Below are 18,358 nucleotides of genomic sequence, written 5' to 3' on the forward strand. Positions count from 1 at the left end.
GCTTATTATCTAACGGTTTCAGCTTAGCTGGCTTCACAAAACTTCGGTAGCTTGAACCTGTAACGAGGTTCCCCGCTTTCGACATAGACCCTTTTTTCGATACAGGCGCTGGTGCCGACTGTCTGAGAAACCGGAGCTTCGGTGGATGTGATCGATGCTGCAGTTCCATCCGGCAACCGAACCGAAGCGATGACGCCATTTTTCAGGTCACCGTTTATTGGGGTCGCTGACAAAACCGGCACCGTCATGAAGGAATGGTGTTCATGCTTACCGTCACCGCCCCAAAAAGACAGGGCAGCGACAATTGCGATCATGACCACACCACCCGCCAACGCCAAGCCCCACGTTTTCAGAAAGGCATAAACAGTCACAGCGCGATGCGGGCCAACGAGGGCAGACAATACGTTCAGCATAGGTATCCTGTAGAAATCGCCCCGGACCGTTCAGACCGGGGCCATCAGTACATCAGGTGCGCGGATCGTCTTCTTCTTCGTCCGCGGCATCGCCTTTGGGCAGGTTGAAGAAGCTGTCTGCATCAACAAGCGGCTCTTCATCCGATTTCTCGTCGCTATCATCGGACAGCGAGAAGGTTTCCAGACCTTCGATGGCGGTCGGGATCTTCGGTGCGGCGTCCATTTCCAGCGACTGCTCGGTCGACACCAGTTTGCGGCGCTCGTCATCGCTCATGACGCCACCTTCCGCCGCTTTCTTAGCGGCTGCCTTCTGCACGATCGCGTCCAGCTCGGATTGTTTGCAAAGACCCAGAGCAACAGGGTCAATCGGCTGCATATTCGAAATGTTCCAGTGGGTGCGCTCGCGGATCGACTGGATGGTCGGCTTGGTGGTGCCTACCAGCTTGGCAATCTGACCATCGCTGAGTTCCGGGTGGAACTTGACAAGCCACAGTATCGAGTTTGGACGGTCCTGACGCTTGGACAGCGGGGTGTAGCGCGGCCCACGGCGCTTTTCCTCGCCCGATGCCGCCGGGTTGAACTTGAGCTTCAGCTTGTGCAGCGGGTTGTTCTGCGCCGACTCGATCTCTTCCTGCGTCAGCTGGTTGTTGGCAATCGGGTCAAACCCTTTGACCCCAACGGCCACATCGCCATCTGCGATGCCCTGCACCTCAAGCTCGTGCATGCCCACGAAATCCGCGATCTGCTTGAAGCTGATCGTGGTGTTGTCCACCAGCCATACGGCTGTTGCCTTGGCCATAAGCGGTTTTGCCATCAGCCCGTCTCCTTTGAATACATCTGTCCCGTCGCCGGAATTCGGCGGCCCCGTGGTCTTGGGGCAGGTTTCCGTTGTCGGGGAACTTGGGCTGTATATAGTCGCGGCAAGGCAAGAAGGGAAGAGGCGAATGCGCCGAGGGATTTTGGGGTTGGTATTGTCGGCGTTCAGCGCGACGACGGCGCTGGCCGATGGGGAAAAGGCGGGCGAGTTCGATTACTATGTCCTGTCGCTGAGCTGGTCACCCAACTGGTGCGCCCGAGAAGGCGACGCGCGCGGTTCGGACCAATGCGATGCACGGCATGACCACGGCTGGATACTGCACGGCCTTTGGCCGCAATACCATCAAGGCTGGCCTGCGTTCTGTCGCACAGCCGAAGCTCCGCCCACCCGACGCATGACCAGGCAAATGGTCGATATTCAGGGCAGTTCCGGTCTCGCCTGGCATCAATGGAAAAAGCACGGCACCTGCACGGGCCTCAGCGCGCCCGACTACTTTGCCCTGTCACGAAAAGCCTATGAGCGGGTCGAACGCCCACAGGTGTTCCGAAAACTGGATGCGTCGGTCAAGCTGCCTGCCTCGGTCGTGGAAGAGGCCTTCCTCGAAGCCAACCCCGAGCTTGAGCGGGACATGGTCACCGTCACCTGCAAACAGGGATACATCGAAGAGGTTCGTCTATGCCTGTCTCGTGACCTTGAACCGGTGCCGTGTGGCCGGGACGTTATCCGGGACTGCATGGCCCAGGACGCGTTGTTCGATCCGATTCGTTAGAGTTCCCGGTTCTGGCATTCGCGGGCGTATTCCAGCGCCTTGGCGGTGCCCTTGAGGTCAATTGCCATCACCACCTCGCCTGCCGGGTTATAGACGGTCAGGGTCTTGTTCTGCGCAATCGCATTGACGAAGCTGCGGTCGGTGAAGAAAACCGTCGCGCCGGGCACGTCGCGCTGATTGAAGCCTATGGCTGTTGCGTCAAAGCTCTTGCCGTCCAGCTCGAACCGGATCGGATAGCTCTCACCCTGTTTAATGTCGCCCCAGGCCTTGTTGTAGACGGCGAAATACCCGCGATTGCCCAGCGCGTCATAGCCCAGCCTCACCACAGAAAGGTCTTGATACACCGTCTGGATCAGGCACCCATTGCCAAGCGCGGGGTCCATCATGATGTTCCAGCCTTCGACAAAGCCTTTGTCGATCAGTTCCTGTGCGAGGGCAGAGGTGGCGGTGAAGGCAGCGAGGGTGAGGGCGAGAAGGCGGGTCATATAGTGTTTCCGGAAAAAAGACTGTGGAATGGCATCCACGTTACTGAATTAACAGGCGCAGCCAAGAGTATTCTCCTGTCGTGATCCAGCTATTTTCTACGGCTTCCGGCATTCGCTTATTGAAAAAAGAGTTTAGAAACCTGATGGCTCTGGGTTAAGAGAGCCTGGCGCTTCTACTGTCTCTATAAACATGACCCCCCGTACCTCGCCGACAATACCGTTACAATTCCATCCTGAGCTTTCCAAAAAACGCGCCAGAAAAGTAAGCAGGGAAATGATTGTTTCTCAAAAAAGGCATAGTCGTTGCCGCTGGAGATAGAAAACCCGCTGCGTTTCAAACTTTGGATTAGTTCCTGCTCGTCCAATGGCAGGAGGAATTCAGAGGCAATCCTCGGCCAATCTCTGGCGGAACAGGAAACGGTGGATAAAGCAGCAAGTAGAAAACGACCACAACGCCGATGAAGGACGCAGCCCCTATCGTTAAGAACTTCCGCATAAAACGCCCTTATTGCTAAATGCCAAAGTAGAATAATGGTGGCTTGCGGGAAGGCTTGTAACGCTTACTCGGGCGCAAACCTACAACTCTTTCCGCGCCCTCAACGCTGCCGTAATCGTCCCATCATCCAGATAATCCAGCTCCCCCCCAATCGGCACACCCTGCGCCAGCGAGGTCAGGCGGACCTGCCCCTCCAACTGATCGGCGATGTAATGGGCAGTGGTCTGGCCATCGATGGTGGCGTTCAGGGCTAGGATGACCTCAGAAATCCCTTCGGCCATCACCCGGTCCTTGAGCCGGGGAATGCGCAGCTCATCCGGCCCGACTCCGTCCAGTGCCGACAAAGTGCCGCCCAGAACGTGATAGCGGCCCTTGAACACTCCGGCCCGTTCCATCGCCCAGAGGTCGGCGACGTCTTCGACCACGCAGAGTTCTCCGGTCGCGCGAGCCTCGTTGTCGCAGATGTCACAGATATCGGTGGTGCCGACATTGCCGCAGTTCAGGCATTCGCGGGCGGTGACGGCCACTTGCTGCATGGCGTCTGACAGAGGCGTCAACAGCAGGGCGCGTTTGCGGATCAGGTGCAGCACGGCGCGGCGGGCCGAGCGGGGGCCGAGGCCCGGCAGCTTGGCCATCAGGTCGATCAGATTGTCGATATCGCTGTTCGAACTCAAGGCGCGTGCTCCTGCAAATGGGCCGGGCAATTTGCACCCGGCCAAAGATCCGTCAGGAGCTTGTATCAGAACGGAAGCTTGATGTCTTTCGGCAAGCCCATGCTTTCCGTCAGCTTGGTCATTTCTTCCTGCGCGCGTTCGGCCGCTTTGGATTGCGCGTCTTTGATGGCGGCCAGGATCAGGTCCTCGACCACTTCCTTGTCGTCACCGTTGAAGATCGAAGGGTCAATATCCAGACCTTTCAACTCGCCCTTTGCGGTTGCGGTTGCCTTGACGAGCCCGGCCCCGGATTCGCCGACAACCATCATGTTGTTCAGTTCTTCCTGCATGTCGGTCATCTTTGTCTGCAAATCCTGCGCGGATTTCATCATCTTGGCCATATCGCCCAAGCCGCCAAGTCCTTTGAGCATCGATCGTCTCCTGTAAATCGGTTTGAGGCCTAAATACGGATGCCATCGGCGCGGCACAAGGGGCGAGGGTGCTCCCGCCTGTCGTCAAGGTCTTTTGCAAGACCTTTCCTCCCCTTGGGCCCGGCAGCGCGGGCTCTGCCCGCGCTGCCGGGCCCAAGGCCGCTCAGGGGAATCGGCGTCAGCCGATGGCCCGTGGCGGACGCGGGAGGGTTTGGTTTTCGGAATGGGTTCATACCACACGAACAGAATTCAATCCGTCGGTCGCTGTCACCGAACAGCAGATGGATTTGAGCGTGCGTGGGTGGCCATAATCCCACGGGCGGCCCCGGTGCAGGGTTGCGCGCTCATCCCAGATCAGAACGTCGCCCACGGCCCATTGGTGCGAATACACATATTCCGGTCGCGTGCAGAAGGCCAACGCGTCCTCGAGTATCGTCTGGCTTTCCTCATGCCCCAGCCCCTCGATCGCGAAGGCATGAGAGGCGATGAACAGCGCGTCTTCGCCCGTGACGGGGTTGGGCCAGATCGCGCGCCAGGGGCGGTCGGGCCATCGGGTCATGAAGGGCAAAGCCGCCAAATCGGTCGAGATTTTCGACCGGGAATGTGACAGGCGATGCCAGACGATCGCGTCCTTCAGGGCGGATCGCAGACGCTCCGGCATGTCGGCCCAGGCGGCTCGGGTCGAGGCTAGCTCGGTCTCACCGCCGCTGGGCGGTACGATCTTGGCGGTCAGGATATTGATCAATGCGGGGGTTGGAAGAAATGTGCTGTCGGTATGCCACAACATGTTGGCCTGCAGGTCCAGCAGGCGCAGGTCATCCTTTGCGCGCAGCCCGTCCTTGGTCTGGTTGGTGAGTTCGGGAACCTCAAACTCAAGAGGACGGCCTGCTGCCATGGCCTCGCGATTTTCCAGTGGGCCGAAAAGCTCGGCCAGTCGAATGTGATCCTCGTCCGAGATCGATTGGGCAGGGAACAGAAGCGCCGAATGGGTCTCGAATGCCTGCCTGATCTCCGGGTACAAATTATCTTTGGTGACTGCGCGCAGATCGACATCGTGAACGGTCAACCCGAAACGGGGGTGCAGCGGTGTTGTGTGCATCAAGTTCCTCCATCATCTGCGTAATGGCAGGGTCCGATCGTCCGCTGGAACAATCTGCCTCATTTGCGACACATGGCGCGCGCGCCGGGTCAATCCTCTTCGAACGGGTCCCACTCGTCTTCGACCTCGGGCAGCGCTTCGGTCTCGACTTTGGCGGCGCGTTGCTCGGGCGTTTCGATTTTGGTGATCTTGGCGTTCGGGAACTGAGCGAATACGGCCTGCACAAGTGGATGCTCTTTGGCTTCGCTCTTCAGCGCTTCTTCGGCGGCGTTCTCTTTCTCATAGATCGTCTCGCCGCCGCCTTCGTTCACAACGGTCACGGCCCATCTATTCCCGGTCCACCTTTGCAGCGCGGTTCCGAGCCGTTGAGCCAGATTGGCCGAGGCGCGTTCGGTGGGTTGGAACTCGATCCGGCCCGGTTGGTAAGCCACCAGCCGGAGATAGCTTTTGACTTCTTCAAGCAAGACCCCATCCCGGTTCGCGCGGATCAGTTCGACCACATGATCGAACGTGGGATAGCGTGCCAGCGCGGCCTGAACGTCCTGTGCCAGAGCTGCCGTGGGTCCTCCGCTGTTTCCGGTCGTCGATGCAGCATAGGCAGGTTGCCCCGTGTGTTGGGTCACAGGCGCGGTATTCCCAGTTGCGGAAACACCGCCGCCGGGCCCACCACTGGGCGGCGGAGGCACGTCTTGCAGGCGTTTCAGCAGTTCCTGCGGGCTTGGCAAATCCGCGACATGGGTCAGGCGGATAACTGCCATTTCCGCGGCCATCATGGCGTTTGGCGCGGCGGAGACTTCTTCCAGTGCCTTCAGCAGCATCTGCCACATCCGCGTGAGGACACGCATCGGCAGGGCCTCTGCCATCTGCTGGCCACGCGCGCGTTCATCGGGAGAAACCGTCGGGTCTTCGGCAGCGTCGGGTGTGATCTTGACGACCGACACCCAGTGGGTGATCTCGGCCAGATCGCGCAGAACGGCCAGCGGATCCGCACCTTCGGCATATTGAGCGCCCAACTCGGTCAGGGCGCCCGCCGCATCCCCACGCAGGATCATGTCCATCAAGTCCAATACCCGGCCCCGATCGGCAAGCCCCAGCATGGCGCGGACCTGATCGGCGCTGGTTTCTCCTGCTCCATGGGAAATGGCCTGATCCAGCAGCGAGGTTGCGTCGCGTGCGGACCCTTCCGCAGCGCGGGTGATCAGGGCCAGCGCGTCCTCGGCAATCTGCGCACCTTCTGCATCCGCGATCTTGCGCAAAAGGCCGATCATGTCTTCGGGTTCGATCCGGCGCAGATCAAATCGCTGGCACCGGGACAGAACCGTCACCGGAACCTTGCGAATTTCGGTTGTGGCGAAGATGAACTTCACATGTTCGGGCGGTTCTTCCAGCGTCTTGAGCAGCGCGTTGAACGCGCTGGTCGACAGCATGTGAACCTCGTCGATGATATAGATCTTGTAGCGGGCTGAAGCCGCGCGGTAGCGGACGCTGTCGATGATCTCGCGGATGTCGTTGACACCGGTGCGACTGGCAGCGTCCATCTCCATCACGTCGACATGGCGGCCTTCCATGATCGCTACGCAGTGTTCGCATTTTCCGCAGGGTTCGGTCGTGGGGCCGCCATTTCCGTCAGGACCGATGCAGTTCATGCCTTTCGCAATGATGCGGGCGGTCGTTGTCTTACCGGTCCCGCGAATGCCGGTCATGACGAAGGCCTGCGCGATCCGGTCCGCCTCGAACGCGTTTTTGAGCGTGCGCACCATGGCATCCTGGCCAACCAGGTCTGCAAAGGTTTCCGGGCGATACTTGCGGGCGAGAACCTGATAGGCGGGGCTGGGCGTGTCGGTCATGTCTGCTCTGGCGGATTCGAGTTACGCCGCAGCGTAGAGCGCCCCGACCTCCGCGTCCACCGCAGGGCGGAACGAAATTTGTTTTGAATGTCGCCGGGTCGGGATAGAACCTGCCGGCAAGGTGAAATTGGAACCCCGATGGCTCAGTTTGAAATCTACGACTTGCCGCTTGGCGGCGGCACGTTGGCGTTGTCACCCCTTCCGGGGCGCGGTGGAGACTACGCCGCCGATCTGGACACGCTCAGAAACTGGGCGCCGGACATCGTAATCTCTATGACCTCTGCGGCCGAGTTGACGCAAGGAGGAGCTGGAAGTTTTGGCCAGGACGTCAAAAGCAATGGGGTCCGGTGGGTTCATCTGCCCATCGAGGATTTCGGATCACCACCAGCCGAAATAGTCGAGCGATGGCCGGTAGTTAGCAAGACCGTGCTGAGGACTTTGTCGCACGGAGGTCGGGTCCTGGTGCATTGTCGTGGCGGGTGTGGTCGATCCGGAATGGTGGTTCTGCGATTGATGGTGGAAAACGGTGAAGCGCCCCAGGCGGCGCTGTCCCGACTACGCGCAATTCGCCCCTGTGCCGTCGAAACTGACGGGCAGATGCGCTGGGCCGTGGGAGCCGCCCGCGCACCTTATTCGCAATAGGTCAGGCCGTTGCGAAGGCTTCCGCCTGCACCGGATGGCTGGGCGCCAGCGCTACCGCTTCCAGTAATGCGCAGGGCGGGTTGCTGATCGCCTGAGAGGGCAGGGACGTCAGCTCTGTTCCAAACATCAGCTCGGCGTAATCATCCAACCTGTCAGAACTGGTTTCGGGATCCGCGCCGCAATAAATTCTCACCTGGTCAGGTCGCGCGCGAAAGCGGGCGGAACATCCTTGCGGGCAGTGTGTCAGGTCCGAACTGCCTTCGATTTCGAACTCATTCGTGGTCGAATGCCCTGCTGCTGCAACGGCTTGAACCATGGCGCGCGCCATGCGGGCGAGCGCGGGGCAGGTTTTGCCGGTGCGCTGGCAAATGGTAGCTGTGAATTGATGTGTCTCGGTCTTCCAGATCATGCTGCGCCCTCCGCGCGTGGGACGAAGGGTGAGAGATCGGGAAAGGCTGCATCCTGCGACCAAACCCCGCCCGGACACCCCGCCCGAGTTTCGGTTTCAAGTTCTGATGGCAGGTCTCCTGACTTGCGGGTCGCTGCTTTGCCGACCTTCCCAACCTTTCGGTCAGTGGTGTTTCGGCATCGCTCTCCGCTTACAGTTGCGGGGGCAGTCGCGGACTTGGTCCCAACCGGATCAACCGGGGTGGACCGCACCGCGTTCCCTTTTCATCCCGGCCATCGTGAGAGGGCGCGGGAACCATCACCGCATCGCTAGCGGTTGCAGTGTGGCCGAGTCAAGCAGATTGGCCATTCAATGGTTCGCGAGACTTTTTCAGCGCGGTAAGTGGACGTTTGGTCACCTTAATCCGGCCTTGACTCGGAGGGGTGGATAGGGCCGATTGAGCGAGTGAACTGATCGGTTCAGTTAGGGCTGGAGAACAGATGTTGGACGCTCGGTATACGGTGATTGCCGAAGATATTCGGTTCCCTTCGGGGCCGGCCATGCTGTCGGGGCGTTTGTATTTACCGCATTCCGACCCGCAAACCGTTGTTGTGCTGAACAGCGCGACCGGGGTGCCAAGGGATTATTATCGGCATTTCGCGCAGTGGCTTGCAGCCGAACGGGGTATGGCCTGTCTGACATATGATTATCGGGATTTCGGCCATTCCCTTTCGGGCCGATTGAAGGAATCGACAGTCACAATGGCAGATTGGGCACTGGTCGATATGCCCGCGGCCCGGGCCGAGATGCGACGACGGTTTCCGAACGCGCAACACTGGACAATCGGCCACTCGGTCGGTGGAATGCTCGGTCCTTTGCAGCCGGATATCGAGATGATCGACCGAATGATCTGCGTTTGCTCGGGCTTGGTCACGTTGTCAGATCACCCGTGGCCCTATCGCGGGCTGGCCGGGTTGTTCTGGTATGGCCACGCGCCGTTGGCCGTGCATATGCTGGGCTATCTGCCCGGCAAGGCGCTTGGCTTCGGCTCGGATCTTCCGCCGCAAGTGTATTGGCAGTGGCGCAAGTGGTGCACATCACCATCCAGCTATGTGCCCGAGACCGGTTCCAGCCTGCCCGCGGTAGATTGGTCCCGGGCCGGAGGACCGGTTGATCTGTTCGCATTCACCGACGATCAAATGGTTCCGCCCAACGCGGTCTGGAGGCTGGCTGATCTTTATGGACCAGACGCCAATCGCATCCTCATCGACCCGCAGGACACTGGGCTGACCGGCATTGGTCATATCGGGGTCTTTGCGCGCCGAAGTGCGGCTGTCTGGCCCCGATTGATCGAGAAGTAAGGGACGCCGGGTCTCGGCGCCCCATCTTGTCAAAGCCCGGTGCGCGAGGGTTTGCCGCGCGTCGCATTGCGCACCATTTTCCCGAATGCCTTATCACGGGCACGGGCTTGCGCCACGGTATCGGAATTGCGCATGTCCTCTCGCCGCAATTTGCGCCATCGAACCAGCCGGTCAGGGTTCAGGGTGCCTTCGTCCACTGCGCCGAGGACGGCGCAGCCGGGTTCGGTCTGGTGTTCGCAATCGGAAAAGCGGCAGTTCTGTGCCAGCTCAACAATGTCGGAAAAGACCTCATCCACGCCATCTTTTGCGTCCAGCAACCGAAGGGCACGCATACCCGGCGTGTCGATCAGCCAGCCACCATTTCGCATCCGGTACAGGGCTCGTGCTGTTGTGGTGTGCCGACCGCGCGCGTCGTCCTCACGAATATCGGCGGTCGAGTCCTGCGATCCGGTCATGACATTCGCGAGCGTCGTTTTCCCAACACCGGAGGACCCAACCAATGCAGCCGTTTGACCGGACGGGCACCAATCCAGCACGCGGTGTACGTCTTGCGCGTTCAACGAGTTCACTGACAACACGGTCTGAAGTGGGGACAGCGCTTGCGCCTGATCCACGTATTGCTCAGCGCTTTCACAGATATCCGCCTTGGTCAAAACGATGACCGGGAAACACCCCGCCTGATGGGCCAGTGCGAGGTAACGTTCCAGCCGCGCAAGGTTGAAATCTGCGTTGCATGAGCTGACGATGAACAGAACATCCACATTTGCAGCAATCAATTGCGTGTCAGCCCCGGTTCCGGCGGCACGGCGCTTCAGAAGGCTGCGACGATCCAGCAGACGCTGAACGCGGTTTTGCGCATCGCACAGCACCCAATCGCCGACCGCGAAATCGCCCGTCTGGCGGCCTCCGGTCAACAAAGCTGCTTCTCTGTTCGGGTGGTGCCCAAACAACCGATCACGATGAACCGCCGTTACGCGGAATGGATTCAACTTAGGGTGTGCCGCTTGCTGCGCGGCGAAATGAGAGGACCATCCCAGGTCCGAAAGGGTAAATGACATTGGTCTGCCTGTGTTCAGGTACAGAAAGCCCAGCAAATGGCGAACGCGCATCTGCGGGCGATGTGTTCAGGCAGTCGAGTTGATGGGTGAAATCAGAACCGCGTTGCCTGAAGGGTCATTGCTACAATCATAAACGCCCTCCTGCGGCTGATGGTTCGGATAAGTGAGAGGTTGGACATCGACCCAAGCGGGGCTCGTTGTGGCTGCTTCCTTCCGGACCTGACCAGGTTGGCGAGGCGCTCGCCCGCGCCAACCTCTCATCGATGGATATAGGCGCACAAACCGGAAATGACAACCCGTCAGAGCGTCAGTTCGATTTGAAGAAACCCCGTGGCGTTCAGGCCCAGAACTCGGGGCGCAAAGCCTGACAACTCGTCCAAATGAGCTTCCGCGGCCGTGCCGGTTTCCAAAATGGCATTTGCACCACCAAGGGGGGTCAGACTGAATGGCTGTGGCGCGCCGGCCAAAAGCTCGTCGGGCAGTTGTTTCGCCAGATAGTCCCGAAGGATGTCCTGAACGCGCAGGGGGGGCAGTTCGATTGAAATCGTTTGTGCAATCATCGGAAAATGCCCACCACCATTTGCGCGGTAGTTATTCGTTGCGACGACAAACTTTTGGTTTCCAGGGACAGGGCGACCTTTCATCGTCAAGTTGCGTATGCGCCCGCCCGACGAACCCGTCAGCTTTCCACCCAAATCATACTTCGCAGGTTGAGACAGATCGATCTGATAGCGCAACCCGTGCAGTACGTCGAAATTGTGACCTGCCCGCAGCGGATTCGTCAGAACGGTGCTGCGATCCGCCCCGACCTGATTAAAGATCCCTGCGGACATTTCGAGCCAATCACGGATTTGAGCCCCGGTCGCCACGACAGCGCGCAGTTCATTTGGGAAAACGTGCATATCGGCGACATGACGCATCGAAATCTCGCCTGCAGGGATGTTTGTGTAATATCCCGGCCCGGCCCGACCGCCGAACTTGGCGGGCGCCGTAGCCGACAGGAGTGGAAGTGTTTCCAATTCGGTCCCGGCCAGAAACGGACGAAGCGCCGCCGCCTGAGCTGCCGCCAGTAACGCAAGACCGCGATCAGGGGCGCAAAAACTGAAAAAGCTGTGAACCGGTGCAAACAGGCGGCCAACCGGTTCAGCGGCGCGCGCGCGCGTGGCTTTGTGACCTTTGGCAAACAGGCGAACCATCTCGGGGTCTTCCGACACAGGGGCCCGGTGGCTTTCAGAGTAGATAGGCCGAAGTTCGACATGGGGTTTGACGACACGCCAACCTTTGGTGCCGTTCCGGGAAAGCGTCAGATCGATGACGCCCAGATGAGAGCCGGCAAAGCCGGGCATCACCACCGGTTTACCGTGTACCAGCCCTGCGGAATTGTCGACATGGGCGACGCCTTCATGCGCGTCGCCCGGTAAGGTCAGATGTGTGTGACCGGCGATGACAACGTCGATGTGCTTGAGTGCCGCCAACGGAACGACGGCGTTTTCCAGCCCTGGAGCAGCATCCGTTTCGGCAATCCCCGAATGGGCCAGCGCAATGATGACGTCGCAACCTTGCCGGCGCAATGCGCTCGCCGTGTCCCGTGCAGTGGTAAGGATGTCGTCGACCTGAGCCATCCCTTCCAGCTTGTGCGCCTCCCATTGCGCGGTTTGGGGCGGCAAAACGGACAACACGCCGATGCGGATCGGCAATTCGGCGCCGTCACAAGCAACGCTTCGTTGCAGTACGGCACTTTGTTGCGGAATTCGGGCATTGTCGTTGCGCAGCAGATTGCTGCAGATCACAGGGCAAGAGACTTGTTCGGCCAGACGGTCGATCAGTTCAAGGCCATAGTTGAAGTCGTGGTTACCCAATCCCACCGCGTCGTAGTTGAGTGCATTGAACGCCATTGCAATGGGATGGGTTTCGGCAACGTTCTCGGCGGCCCAGTCTCCCAACGGGGTTCCCTGCAAAAAGTCGCCATTATCAAACAACAGACTTAGTGTCCCCATTTGCCGGGCCTGTTTCCGCGCTGCACGGATCAGGTTTGCCGTGCGAGTAAACCCAATTCGGGGGTCTGCGCGATCTGCGTAATAGTCAAAACCCATCAGGTGCATGTGAAGATCGCTTGTCGCCAAAATCTGAATATGCGCGACCGGCTCTGGCTTCTGGCCCGGCGATGTATTGGGTGTCAAAACTTCAGCTTCTGGATGTTGTTGTATGCATGATTTCACTGATTGGTGGAATTAGTGCAAATTCCGGGGCAATCCTGCGGCCATTCAACGACAGCGCTGTTTTGCCGCGCGGTGGAATTCCGTTGCGCCCAAGACGAAGACGTGGCAGCCCTTTTGCCGGCAGTCTGGGAAGGCAGGAATGAAACGCGCGGAACAAGTGACATTTGGCGGATCCGGCTTGGATCGGGCGGCCCTGCTGCGGGGCGACAAAGACAGGCTATTGGCGGCGCAGTCCGACCCCTCTGCGCGTTGCGTGTTGTTGTGGCGCGGCAAGGTGTTGGTTCAGGGTGAACAACTGGACCGGCTGGCATTGATCCCGATGAGTTATGATCTGTTGCACAACGGACCGGGTGGAGTGATTGCCTCGCCGGTTTTTCTCGGGAAGACCGATGGCGACGTGCCGGTTTTTGCCATGGATATTTCGGGATGGGCGGCAGAGGGGCTGGATTTGTCCGGTGTTGGCGCATTCGTCGATCGCACCGAACAGCAACACCCGGACCTACCGGATGGTCACGTTTTTGCAGAATTGCGCCGCATCATGACGCGCCTGTCGCCACGCGACGCGGAAATGGCTGCAACTGCAAAAGCCATCATCGGATGGCACGAGACGCACAAGTTCTGCGCCCGGTGTGGGGAACGCAGCGAGATGTCTCAGGGCGGGTGGCAGCGTAGCTGTCCGGAATGCGGCGGGCAACACTTCCCGCGCACCGATCCGGTGGTTATCATGCTGATCACGCACGGCAATTCCGTACTTATGGGGCGATCCCCCGGTTGGCCCGAAGGGATGTTCTCCTTGCTGGCCGGGTTTGTCGAGCCCGGCGAAACGCTGGAAGCCGCCGTACGGCGGGAAGTCATGGAAGAGGCGGGTGTACCCGTGGGTGCCGTGAAATATTTGTCCAGCCAACCCTGGCCATTTCCGGCGTCGCTCATGTTTGGTTGCGCGGGTGAGGCGTTGTCGCGCGATATCCGGATTGACCCGGTCGAAATCGAAGAAGCGATGTGGGTCAGCAAGACCGAGATGATGCAGGCCTTTGCCGGAGATCACCCGAAACTGTTGCCAGCCCGCAAAGGGGCGATTGCCCGTTTTTTGTTGCAGCACTGGCTTGCGGATACGTTGGACTGACGAAACACTGGAACGAAAGACGAGGACGATCGGAACACCGAAATGCAGTTTTCAGCGCAGGAAGATATCCAGGCTCCGATCAACACCGTCTTCGACATGGTTGCCGATTTCGAGCGGTTTGAGCGGATGGCCATGCGGCGCGGTGCCGAGGTGCGGCGTGCGCCTGGTCCCCTTCAGCCGGGCGCAGGAACCACATGGGAAACCACGCTCAAGATCCGAGGCAAGCCGCGTCATATCACTGTGGAAATGACAGATTGCGACCGTCCTTCGCTGATGCGGTTTCACGCCAGCAGCAAGGGTATGAATGGGGCCACGACGATCGAACTTCTGGCCTTGTCCCAACGCCGTACGCGTCTGATCATCGACATGTCGCTGGCAGCAAAAACTCTGCCAGCCCGGCTGTTGCTGCAGTCACTGAAGCTGGGGCAATCGCGTTTCCGCCGCCAGTTCCAGATACGTCTCAGCGATTTTGCACGAGAGCTGGAAGAGCGTCATTTGCACGGGGCGTGAAGGTGTAACCGATAGGAGGAATATGGTGGATGAGCTAACTTTCAGAGTTGCCGGGAACACGGATGCCAGCGGGATTTCAGAAGTTTTGCAAGACCTTGTCGAAGCCGGAAAACGACGAAAGGACAGCGGCGCTGACTTCGTGTTGAGCCATTACATCCACCACCCTGACCAAATTCAGTGCACAATCGCTGTCGACAAGGTTGGACGTGTCCTGGGGTTTCAATCTCTGAAAAAGGCCGTTGAAAACAACCTCTATGGCGCGCCGATTGGTTGGGGTGTAATTGGCACGCATATTCGCCCCTCGGCAGCGAGGCGAGGTATTGGGCGCGCATTGTTCAAATCAACTTTGGCCGTTGCCATAGACCAAAACCTGCCGGCAATCGATGCCACGATCGGTTCTGGAAACGACGATGGTCTGGCCTTTTACGAGGCCATGGGAATCAGAGACTATCGACAACTGGATGGTGCTGTATCCAAGTCCTACGCGATCTGACCAGTTCCGTCAGCCACGTGGTCGCGCCGCCGGGTAGACGCCCAGAATCTCGACATTCGTCGTGAAATGTTCCAGCTCATCCATTGCCAACTGGACATTCCGGTCCTCGGGGTGGCCGACGACATCCGCGTAGAACTGCGTGGCGGTGAACGAGCCATCGAGCATATAGCTTTCCAGCTTTGTCATGTTGACGCCATTGGTCGCAAAGCCGCCCATCGCCTTGTACAGAGCCGCCGGTATGTTGCGCACTTCAAACACAAAGCTGGTGATCATTTCATGCTCCCCCCGCCGCGATTCGTCGGCCTCGCGCGACATGACCAGAAATCGGGTGGTGTTGTCGCCATGGTCTTCGATATGGCGCGCCAGCACGTTCAGGCCATAGATTTCGGCTGCCAGTTCGCTGGCAAGCGCGGCCGAGTGCCTGTCCCCAACTTCGGCCACTTCGCGGGCCGCACGCGCGTTGTCGGGGCTGACCCGACCACGAATTCCGTGCTCTTTCAGGAAGCCCGCGCACTGCGGCAGAAGAACCAGGTGGGAATGTGCCTCGGTGATGTCGGACAGAGTAGCGCCAGGCACGCCCAGAAGGTTGATATGCACGCGCACAAAAGCTTCTTCGATGATGTGCAATCCGCTATGCGGCAGCAGACGGTGGATGTCGGCGACACGACCGTAAGTGGAATTCTCCACCGGAAGCATCGCCAGGTCGGCCGCGCCGGAACGTACTGATTCGATTACATCCTCGAACGTGCGGCAGGGCAGCGCGTCCATATCGGGCCGAGCATTACGGCAGGCCTCGTGGCTGTAGGCGCCGGGTTCTCCCTGAAATGCGATGCGTTTGGTCATTTGGTCGATTCCGTGCAACAAGTTCGTGAATTGGGCGTTTAGTCGCGGTGTCTATACCTTGCCTCTTGCAAGGGGAAGCCTTAGACACCCCGCAGACAGCTGAAATGGACTCGCGATCAATGTTCGACACGATGACAGTTACCAAGGCCGCAGCCGGCCTGTTTGGCACCTTCCTGGTGCTTCTTCTCGCCAAGTGGGGGGCTGATACCCTCTATTACGTGGGTGGGCATGGTGCCGAAGCCGCCTACGTCATTGAAACCGAAAGCTCTGGCGAAAGCGCCGATGGCGAAGAAGTGGTCTTCGAGGATATGCTGGCCGCAGCCGACCCGGAAAAAGGCGCGCGCGTGTTCCGAAAGTGCACCGCCTGCCACAAGCTGGAAGACGGCGCGAACGGTACCGGGCCCTATCTGTACGCAATTGTGGATCGCCCTGTTGCTTCGGCCAAAGGGTTCACCGGCTATTCTGCGGCGATGCAGGCCCATGGCGGCAACTGGACGCCCGAAGCCCTGGATGCCTTCCTGACGCGCCCCAACGCCTACATTCAGGGAACGTCCATGAGCTTTGCCGGTCTGAAAAAACCACAAGAGCGTGCCGACCTGATTGCGTATCTGCAGACCATCGGCAACTGATCCTTCGGTCAGAAGTGAAAATTCCAAGGCCGCTGCCCAGAGCAGCGGCTTTTTTTGTCTAAGAAAAACTTCACAAAGCGTTCACGCATTCTAAACTTGCAACTGACAGTGCTGGCCATTTAGCTGGCCTGCACGCCATAAAGAGCCAAACGAACCAGAGGATGAGCGATATGAAACCCCTCCTGCCCGCAACGCGCGTTTCGACTGTTCGGTCCTGGGCGGGGGTTTTGGGGATAACGGTGGCAATGGTTCTGGCCAGCGGTGGTCTGGTTGCCGCGACCGAGGATAACATCACCCGCAGTCATGGATATTCCTATTTCGGCAATCTGGACTACCCGGCGGACTACCCTCACCTCGATTACGTCAACCCTGACGCGCCAAAGGGCGGCGAACTGTCATTGGCCGGATCGGGGACGTTTGATTCTCTAAACCCCTACTCTCGAAAAGGGCGGGCCGGTGCGCTGACGACTTTGCAATATGACCCGCTGATCGACAGTACGGCGGACAGTGTCGGCCAGTATTACGGCGTTCTGGCCGAAAGTATGGAATATGACGAAGGGCGGAATTACGTGATCTTTCACCTGCGCCCCGAGGCGACATTCTGGGATGGCACCCCGGTCACTGCCGAAGACGTGGTGTACAGCCACCGATTGTTCATCGAACAGGGATTGCCGTCATACGCGCAAGCCGTGGGGCGGATGGTTACGGGCGCCGAGGCGCTGGACGACAACACCGTAAAGTTCACATTCAGCCCAGATGTGACCCGGCGCGGTCTGATCGAAACCGTTGGGTCGACTCCGGTCTTTTCGAAAGCATGGTTCGAAGCCGATGACTCCCGTCGGCTGGATGAACCAAGGCTTGAAGTTGCCGTTGGATCAGGGCCTTACAAGCTGGACAGCTACGATATCAACCGCCGTATCGTGTACAAACGCCGCGACGATTATTGGGGGCAGGATTTGCCGATCAATATTGGGCGAAACAACTATGACACGATCCGCGTTGAATATTTCGCCGACCAGACCGCTGCTTTCGAAGGGTTCAAGGCCGGCGAATACACCATGCGGATCGAAAGTGATCCAAAGCTCTGGGCCTCGAACTACGATTTTCCGAAACTCAGTGATGGCCTTGTCGTTCGGGATGAAATACCGGACGGCAGTCCGCCGACACCTTCGGGTTTTGTCTTTAACCTGGGCAAGCCGCAATTTGCCGATAAGAACGTGCGAAAGGCGATAGCGCTGGCGTTCAATTTTGAATGGGCCAATGAGTCGCTGATGTTCGGATTGAATTCGCCCCGCGACTCGTTCGTTCAGGGTACTCATCTGGAAGCCAAAGGCGCACCCGAAGGTGCTGAACTGGCCTTTCTGGAAAGCCTCGGCGACGTGGTCCCCGCCGAAGTGCTCAGTGAACCGGCGCTTGTGACCCATGAATCGAACCCCGCCCGTCTGAACGACCGCCGCAATCTGCGTAAGGCGTCGAAATTGCTGGACGAAGCCGGTTGGCCCGTGGGTGAGGGTAATCTGCGCCGGAACGCGCAAGGCCAGACTCTCAAGGTTAACATCCCTTACGCGTCCAGCATTCCGACGTCGATCGCGACGATGATCGAAACTTTCGTGCAAAACCTGCAGTCCATCGGTGTCGATGCGTCTGCCGAAAAAGTCGACCCTTCGCAGTTCACCCTGCGCCGCCGTGAGCGGGATTACGACATGGTCTACACCACCCGGTACGGGGCCTTCCTGTCAACAGGCGGAGGGCTGAGTCAGATGTATGGATCCGAGGAAGCCGCGTTCAGTCTGTTCAACCCCGCCGGTTTGGCCAGCCCGCTGGTGGACGCTGTGATCGAGGCGTCGTTCGATACGACAAATCAGGCTGAACAGGATGCCGCACTTATGGCGCTGGATCGTGTTCTGCGTTATGAGTTCTTCGTCATCCCGGATGGCTATGTGGCGGATTACTGGACAGCCTATTACGACATGTACGAATACCCCGAAAACCTGCCCCCATTCTCGTTGGGTTATCTGGACCTGTGGTGGGTGAACCCCGAGAAAGAGGCGGATCTGAAAGCGAAAGGCGCGCTGCGGTAAC

At 59.0% G+C, this 18,358-nt stretch carries 19 protein-coding genes, 1 other RNA gene and 1 riboswitch; of the genes, 8 read left to right on the top strand and 12 right to left on the bottom strand.

What is annotated here, in order from left to right; genetic code table 11:
• Nucleotides 1-23: 23 nt before the first annotated feature.
• Nucleotides 24-413: a hypothetical protein gene (locus AC2TEL_RS16680; protein ID WP_480841162.1), complete on the bottom strand. Its 390-nt coding sequence runs from the start codon at nucleotides 411-413 to the stop codon at nucleotides 24-26.
• Nucleotides 414-465: 52 nt separating this feature from the next.
• Nucleotides 466-1,227 (bottom strand): DUF1013 domain-containing protein, encoded by a 762-nt coding sequence (locus tag AC2TEL_RS16685; protein WP_480841160.1) that lies wholly within the window; start codon nucleotides 1,225-1,227, stop codon nucleotides 466-468.
• A gap of 130 nt (nucleotides 1,228-1,357) precedes the next feature.
• On the opposite strand from AC2TEL_RS16685, the gene AC2TEL_RS16690 reads away from it, so the two are divergent.
• Nucleotides 1,358-1,999 carry a ribonuclease T2 family protein gene (locus AC2TEL_RS16690; protein ID WP_480905479.1) on the top strand — a complete coding sequence of 214 codons (642 nt, stop codon included), beginning with the start codon at nucleotides 1,358-1,360 and terminating at the stop codon, nucleotides 1,997-1,999.
• Here the strand turns inward: AC2TEL_RS16690 and AC2TEL_RS16695 are convergent.
• The 5 genes from AC2TEL_RS16695 to AC2TEL_RS16715 all read right to left on the bottom strand — a co-directional run bounded on the left by AC2TEL_RS16695 (nucleotide 1,996) and on the right by AC2TEL_RS16715 (nucleotide 7,010).
• Nucleotides 1,996-2,484 (bottom strand): hypothetical protein, encoded by a 489-nt coding sequence (locus tag AC2TEL_RS16695; protein WP_480905481.1) that lies wholly within the window; start codon nucleotides 2,482-2,484, stop codon nucleotides 1,996-1,998. The two genes, AC2TEL_RS16690 and AC2TEL_RS16695, sit on opposite strands and share 4 nt — an antisense overlap.
• Before the next feature lie 576 nt (nucleotides 2,485-3,060).
• Nucleotides 3,061-3,654, bottom strand: a complete 594-nt coding sequence (gene recR / locus AC2TEL_RS16700) for a recombination mediator RecR (RefSeq protein WP_480841154.1) — start codon at nucleotides 3,652-3,654, stop codon at nucleotides 3,061-3,063.
• A gap of 65 nt (nucleotides 3,655-3,719) precedes the next feature.
• Complete coding sequence (locus AC2TEL_RS16705; protein ID WP_480905483.1) at nucleotides 3,720-4,064, bottom strand: YbaB/EbfC family nucleoid-associated protein; 345 nt, start codon at nucleotides 4,062-4,064, stop codon at nucleotides 3,720-3,722.
• Nucleotides 4,065-4,293: 229 nt separating this feature from the next.
• Nucleotides 4,294-5,163 carry a TauD/TfdA dioxygenase family protein gene (locus AC2TEL_RS16710; RefSeq protein WP_480905485.1) on the bottom strand — a complete coding sequence of 290 codons (870 nt, stop codon included), beginning with the start codon at nucleotides 5,161-5,163 and terminating at the stop codon, nucleotides 4,294-4,296.
• Nucleotides 5,164-5,252: 89 nt separating this feature from the next.
• The gene (locus tag AC2TEL_RS16715; RefSeq protein WP_480905488.1) at nucleotides 5,253-7,010 is read right to left on the bottom strand and encodes a DNA polymerase III subunit gamma/tau; all 1,758 of its coding nucleotides are present in this window, start codon (nucleotides 7,008-7,010) and stop codon (nucleotides 5,253-5,255) included.
• A gap of 138 nt (nucleotides 7,011-7,148) precedes the next feature.
• Between AC2TEL_RS16715 and AC2TEL_RS16720 the strand changes: the two genes are divergently transcribed.
• On the top strand, nucleotides 7,149-7,652 hold the full coding sequence (locus tag AC2TEL_RS16720) for a protein-tyrosine phosphatase family protein (RefSeq protein WP_480841146.1): 504 nt from the start codon (nucleotides 7,149-7,151) through the stop codon (nucleotides 7,650-7,652).
• A gap of 1 nt (nucleotide 7,653) precedes the next feature.
• Here the strand turns inward: AC2TEL_RS16720 and AC2TEL_RS16725 are convergent, their stop codons facing one another.
• Nucleotides 7,654-8,061: a hypothetical protein gene (locus AC2TEL_RS16725; RefSeq protein WP_480841145.1), complete on the bottom strand. Its 408-nt coding sequence runs from the start codon at nucleotides 8,059-8,061 to the stop codon at nucleotides 7,654-7,656.
• A gap of 91 nt (nucleotides 8,062-8,152) precedes the next feature.
• A riboswitch (cobalamin riboswitch) is annotated at nucleotides 8,153-8,375 on the bottom strand.
• A gap of 165 nt (nucleotides 8,376-8,540) precedes the next feature.
• On the opposite strand from AC2TEL_RS16725, the gene AC2TEL_RS16730 reads away from it, so the two are divergent.
• Nucleotides 8,541-9,401, top strand: coding sequence for an alpha/beta hydrolase family protein (locus AC2TEL_RS16730; protein WP_480841143.1), 861 nt, complete (start codon nucleotides 8,541-8,543; stop codon nucleotides 9,399-9,401).
• Nucleotides 9,402-9,430: 29 nt separating this feature from the next.
• Here AC2TEL_RS16730 and rsgA read toward each other — a convergent pair whose 3' ends face one another.
• The 3 genes from rsgA to AC2TEL_RS16745 form a co-directional block, all read right to left on the bottom strand.
• The gene (gene rsgA / locus AC2TEL_RS16735; RefSeq protein WP_480905491.1) at nucleotides 9,431-10,459 is read right to left on the bottom strand and encodes a ribosome small subunit-dependent GTPase A; all 1,029 of its coding nucleotides are present in this window, start codon (nucleotides 10,457-10,459) and stop codon (nucleotides 9,431-9,433) included.
• 161 nt (nucleotides 10,460-10,620) lie between these two features.
• An RNA gene (ffs, locus tag AC2TEL_RS16740) (signal recognition particle sRNA small type) lies at nucleotides 10,621-10,719 on the bottom strand.
• 39 nt (nucleotides 10,720-10,758) lie between these two features.
• Nucleotides 10,759-12,639, bottom strand: coding sequence for a bifunctional 2',3'-cyclic-nucleotide 2'-phosphodiesterase/3'-nucleotidase (locus AC2TEL_RS16745; RefSeq protein ID WP_480905494.1), 1,881 nt, complete (start codon nucleotides 12,637-12,639; stop codon nucleotides 10,759-10,761).
• Nucleotides 12,640-12,817: 178 nt separating this feature from the next.
• Here AC2TEL_RS16745 and nudC point away from each other — a divergent pair, with 178 nt between their 5' ends.
• The 3 genes from nudC to AC2TEL_RS16760 are packed head-to-tail and all read left to right on the top strand — an operon-like array spanning nucleotide 12,818 to nucleotide 14,804.
• Nucleotides 12,818-13,801 carry an NAD(+) diphosphatase gene (gene nudC / locus AC2TEL_RS16750; protein WP_480841137.1) on the top strand — a complete coding sequence of 328 codons (984 nt, stop codon included), beginning with the start codon at nucleotides 12,818-12,820 and terminating at the stop codon, nucleotides 13,799-13,801.
• A 42-nt stretch (nucleotides 13,802-13,843) separates the two neighbouring features.
• Nucleotides 13,844-14,311: an SRPBCC family protein gene (locus AC2TEL_RS16755; RefSeq protein WP_480841135.1), complete on the top strand. Its 468-nt coding sequence runs from the start codon at nucleotides 13,844-13,846 to the stop codon at nucleotides 14,309-14,311.
• Between the two features lie 22 nt (nucleotides 14,312-14,333).
• A complete protein-coding gene (locus tag AC2TEL_RS16760; protein WP_480905497.1) occupies nucleotides 14,334-14,804 on the top strand; it encodes an N-acetyltransferase family protein in 471 nt (156 codons plus the stop codon).
• Nucleotides 14,805-14,813: 9 nt separating this feature from the next.
• Here the strand turns inward: AC2TEL_RS16760 and AC2TEL_RS16765 are convergent, their stop codons facing one another.
• Nucleotides 14,814-15,647 carry a prephenate dehydratase gene (locus AC2TEL_RS16765; RefSeq protein ID WP_480905499.1) on the bottom strand — a complete coding sequence of 278 codons (834 nt, stop codon included), beginning with the start codon at nucleotides 15,645-15,647 and terminating at the stop codon, nucleotides 14,814-14,816.
• A 119-nt stretch (nucleotides 15,648-15,766) separates the two neighbouring features.
• Here AC2TEL_RS16765 and AC2TEL_RS16770 point away from each other — a divergent pair, with 119 nt between their 5' ends.
• On the top strand, nucleotides 15,767-16,276 hold the full coding sequence (locus AC2TEL_RS16770) for a c-type cytochrome (protein ID WP_480841447.1): 510 nt from the start codon (nucleotides 15,767-15,769) through the stop codon (nucleotides 16,274-16,276).
• Nucleotides 16,277-16,446: 170 nt separating this feature from the next.
• Nucleotides 16,447-18,357, top strand: coding sequence for an extracellular solute-binding protein (locus tag AC2TEL_RS16775; RefSeq protein ID WP_480905502.1), 1,911 nt, complete (start codon nucleotides 16,447-16,449; stop codon nucleotides 18,355-18,357).
• Nucleotide 18,358 lies beyond the last annotated feature (1 nt).

The sequence above is a fragment of the Ruegeria sp. HKCCD9138 genome, from assembly GCF_057220975.1.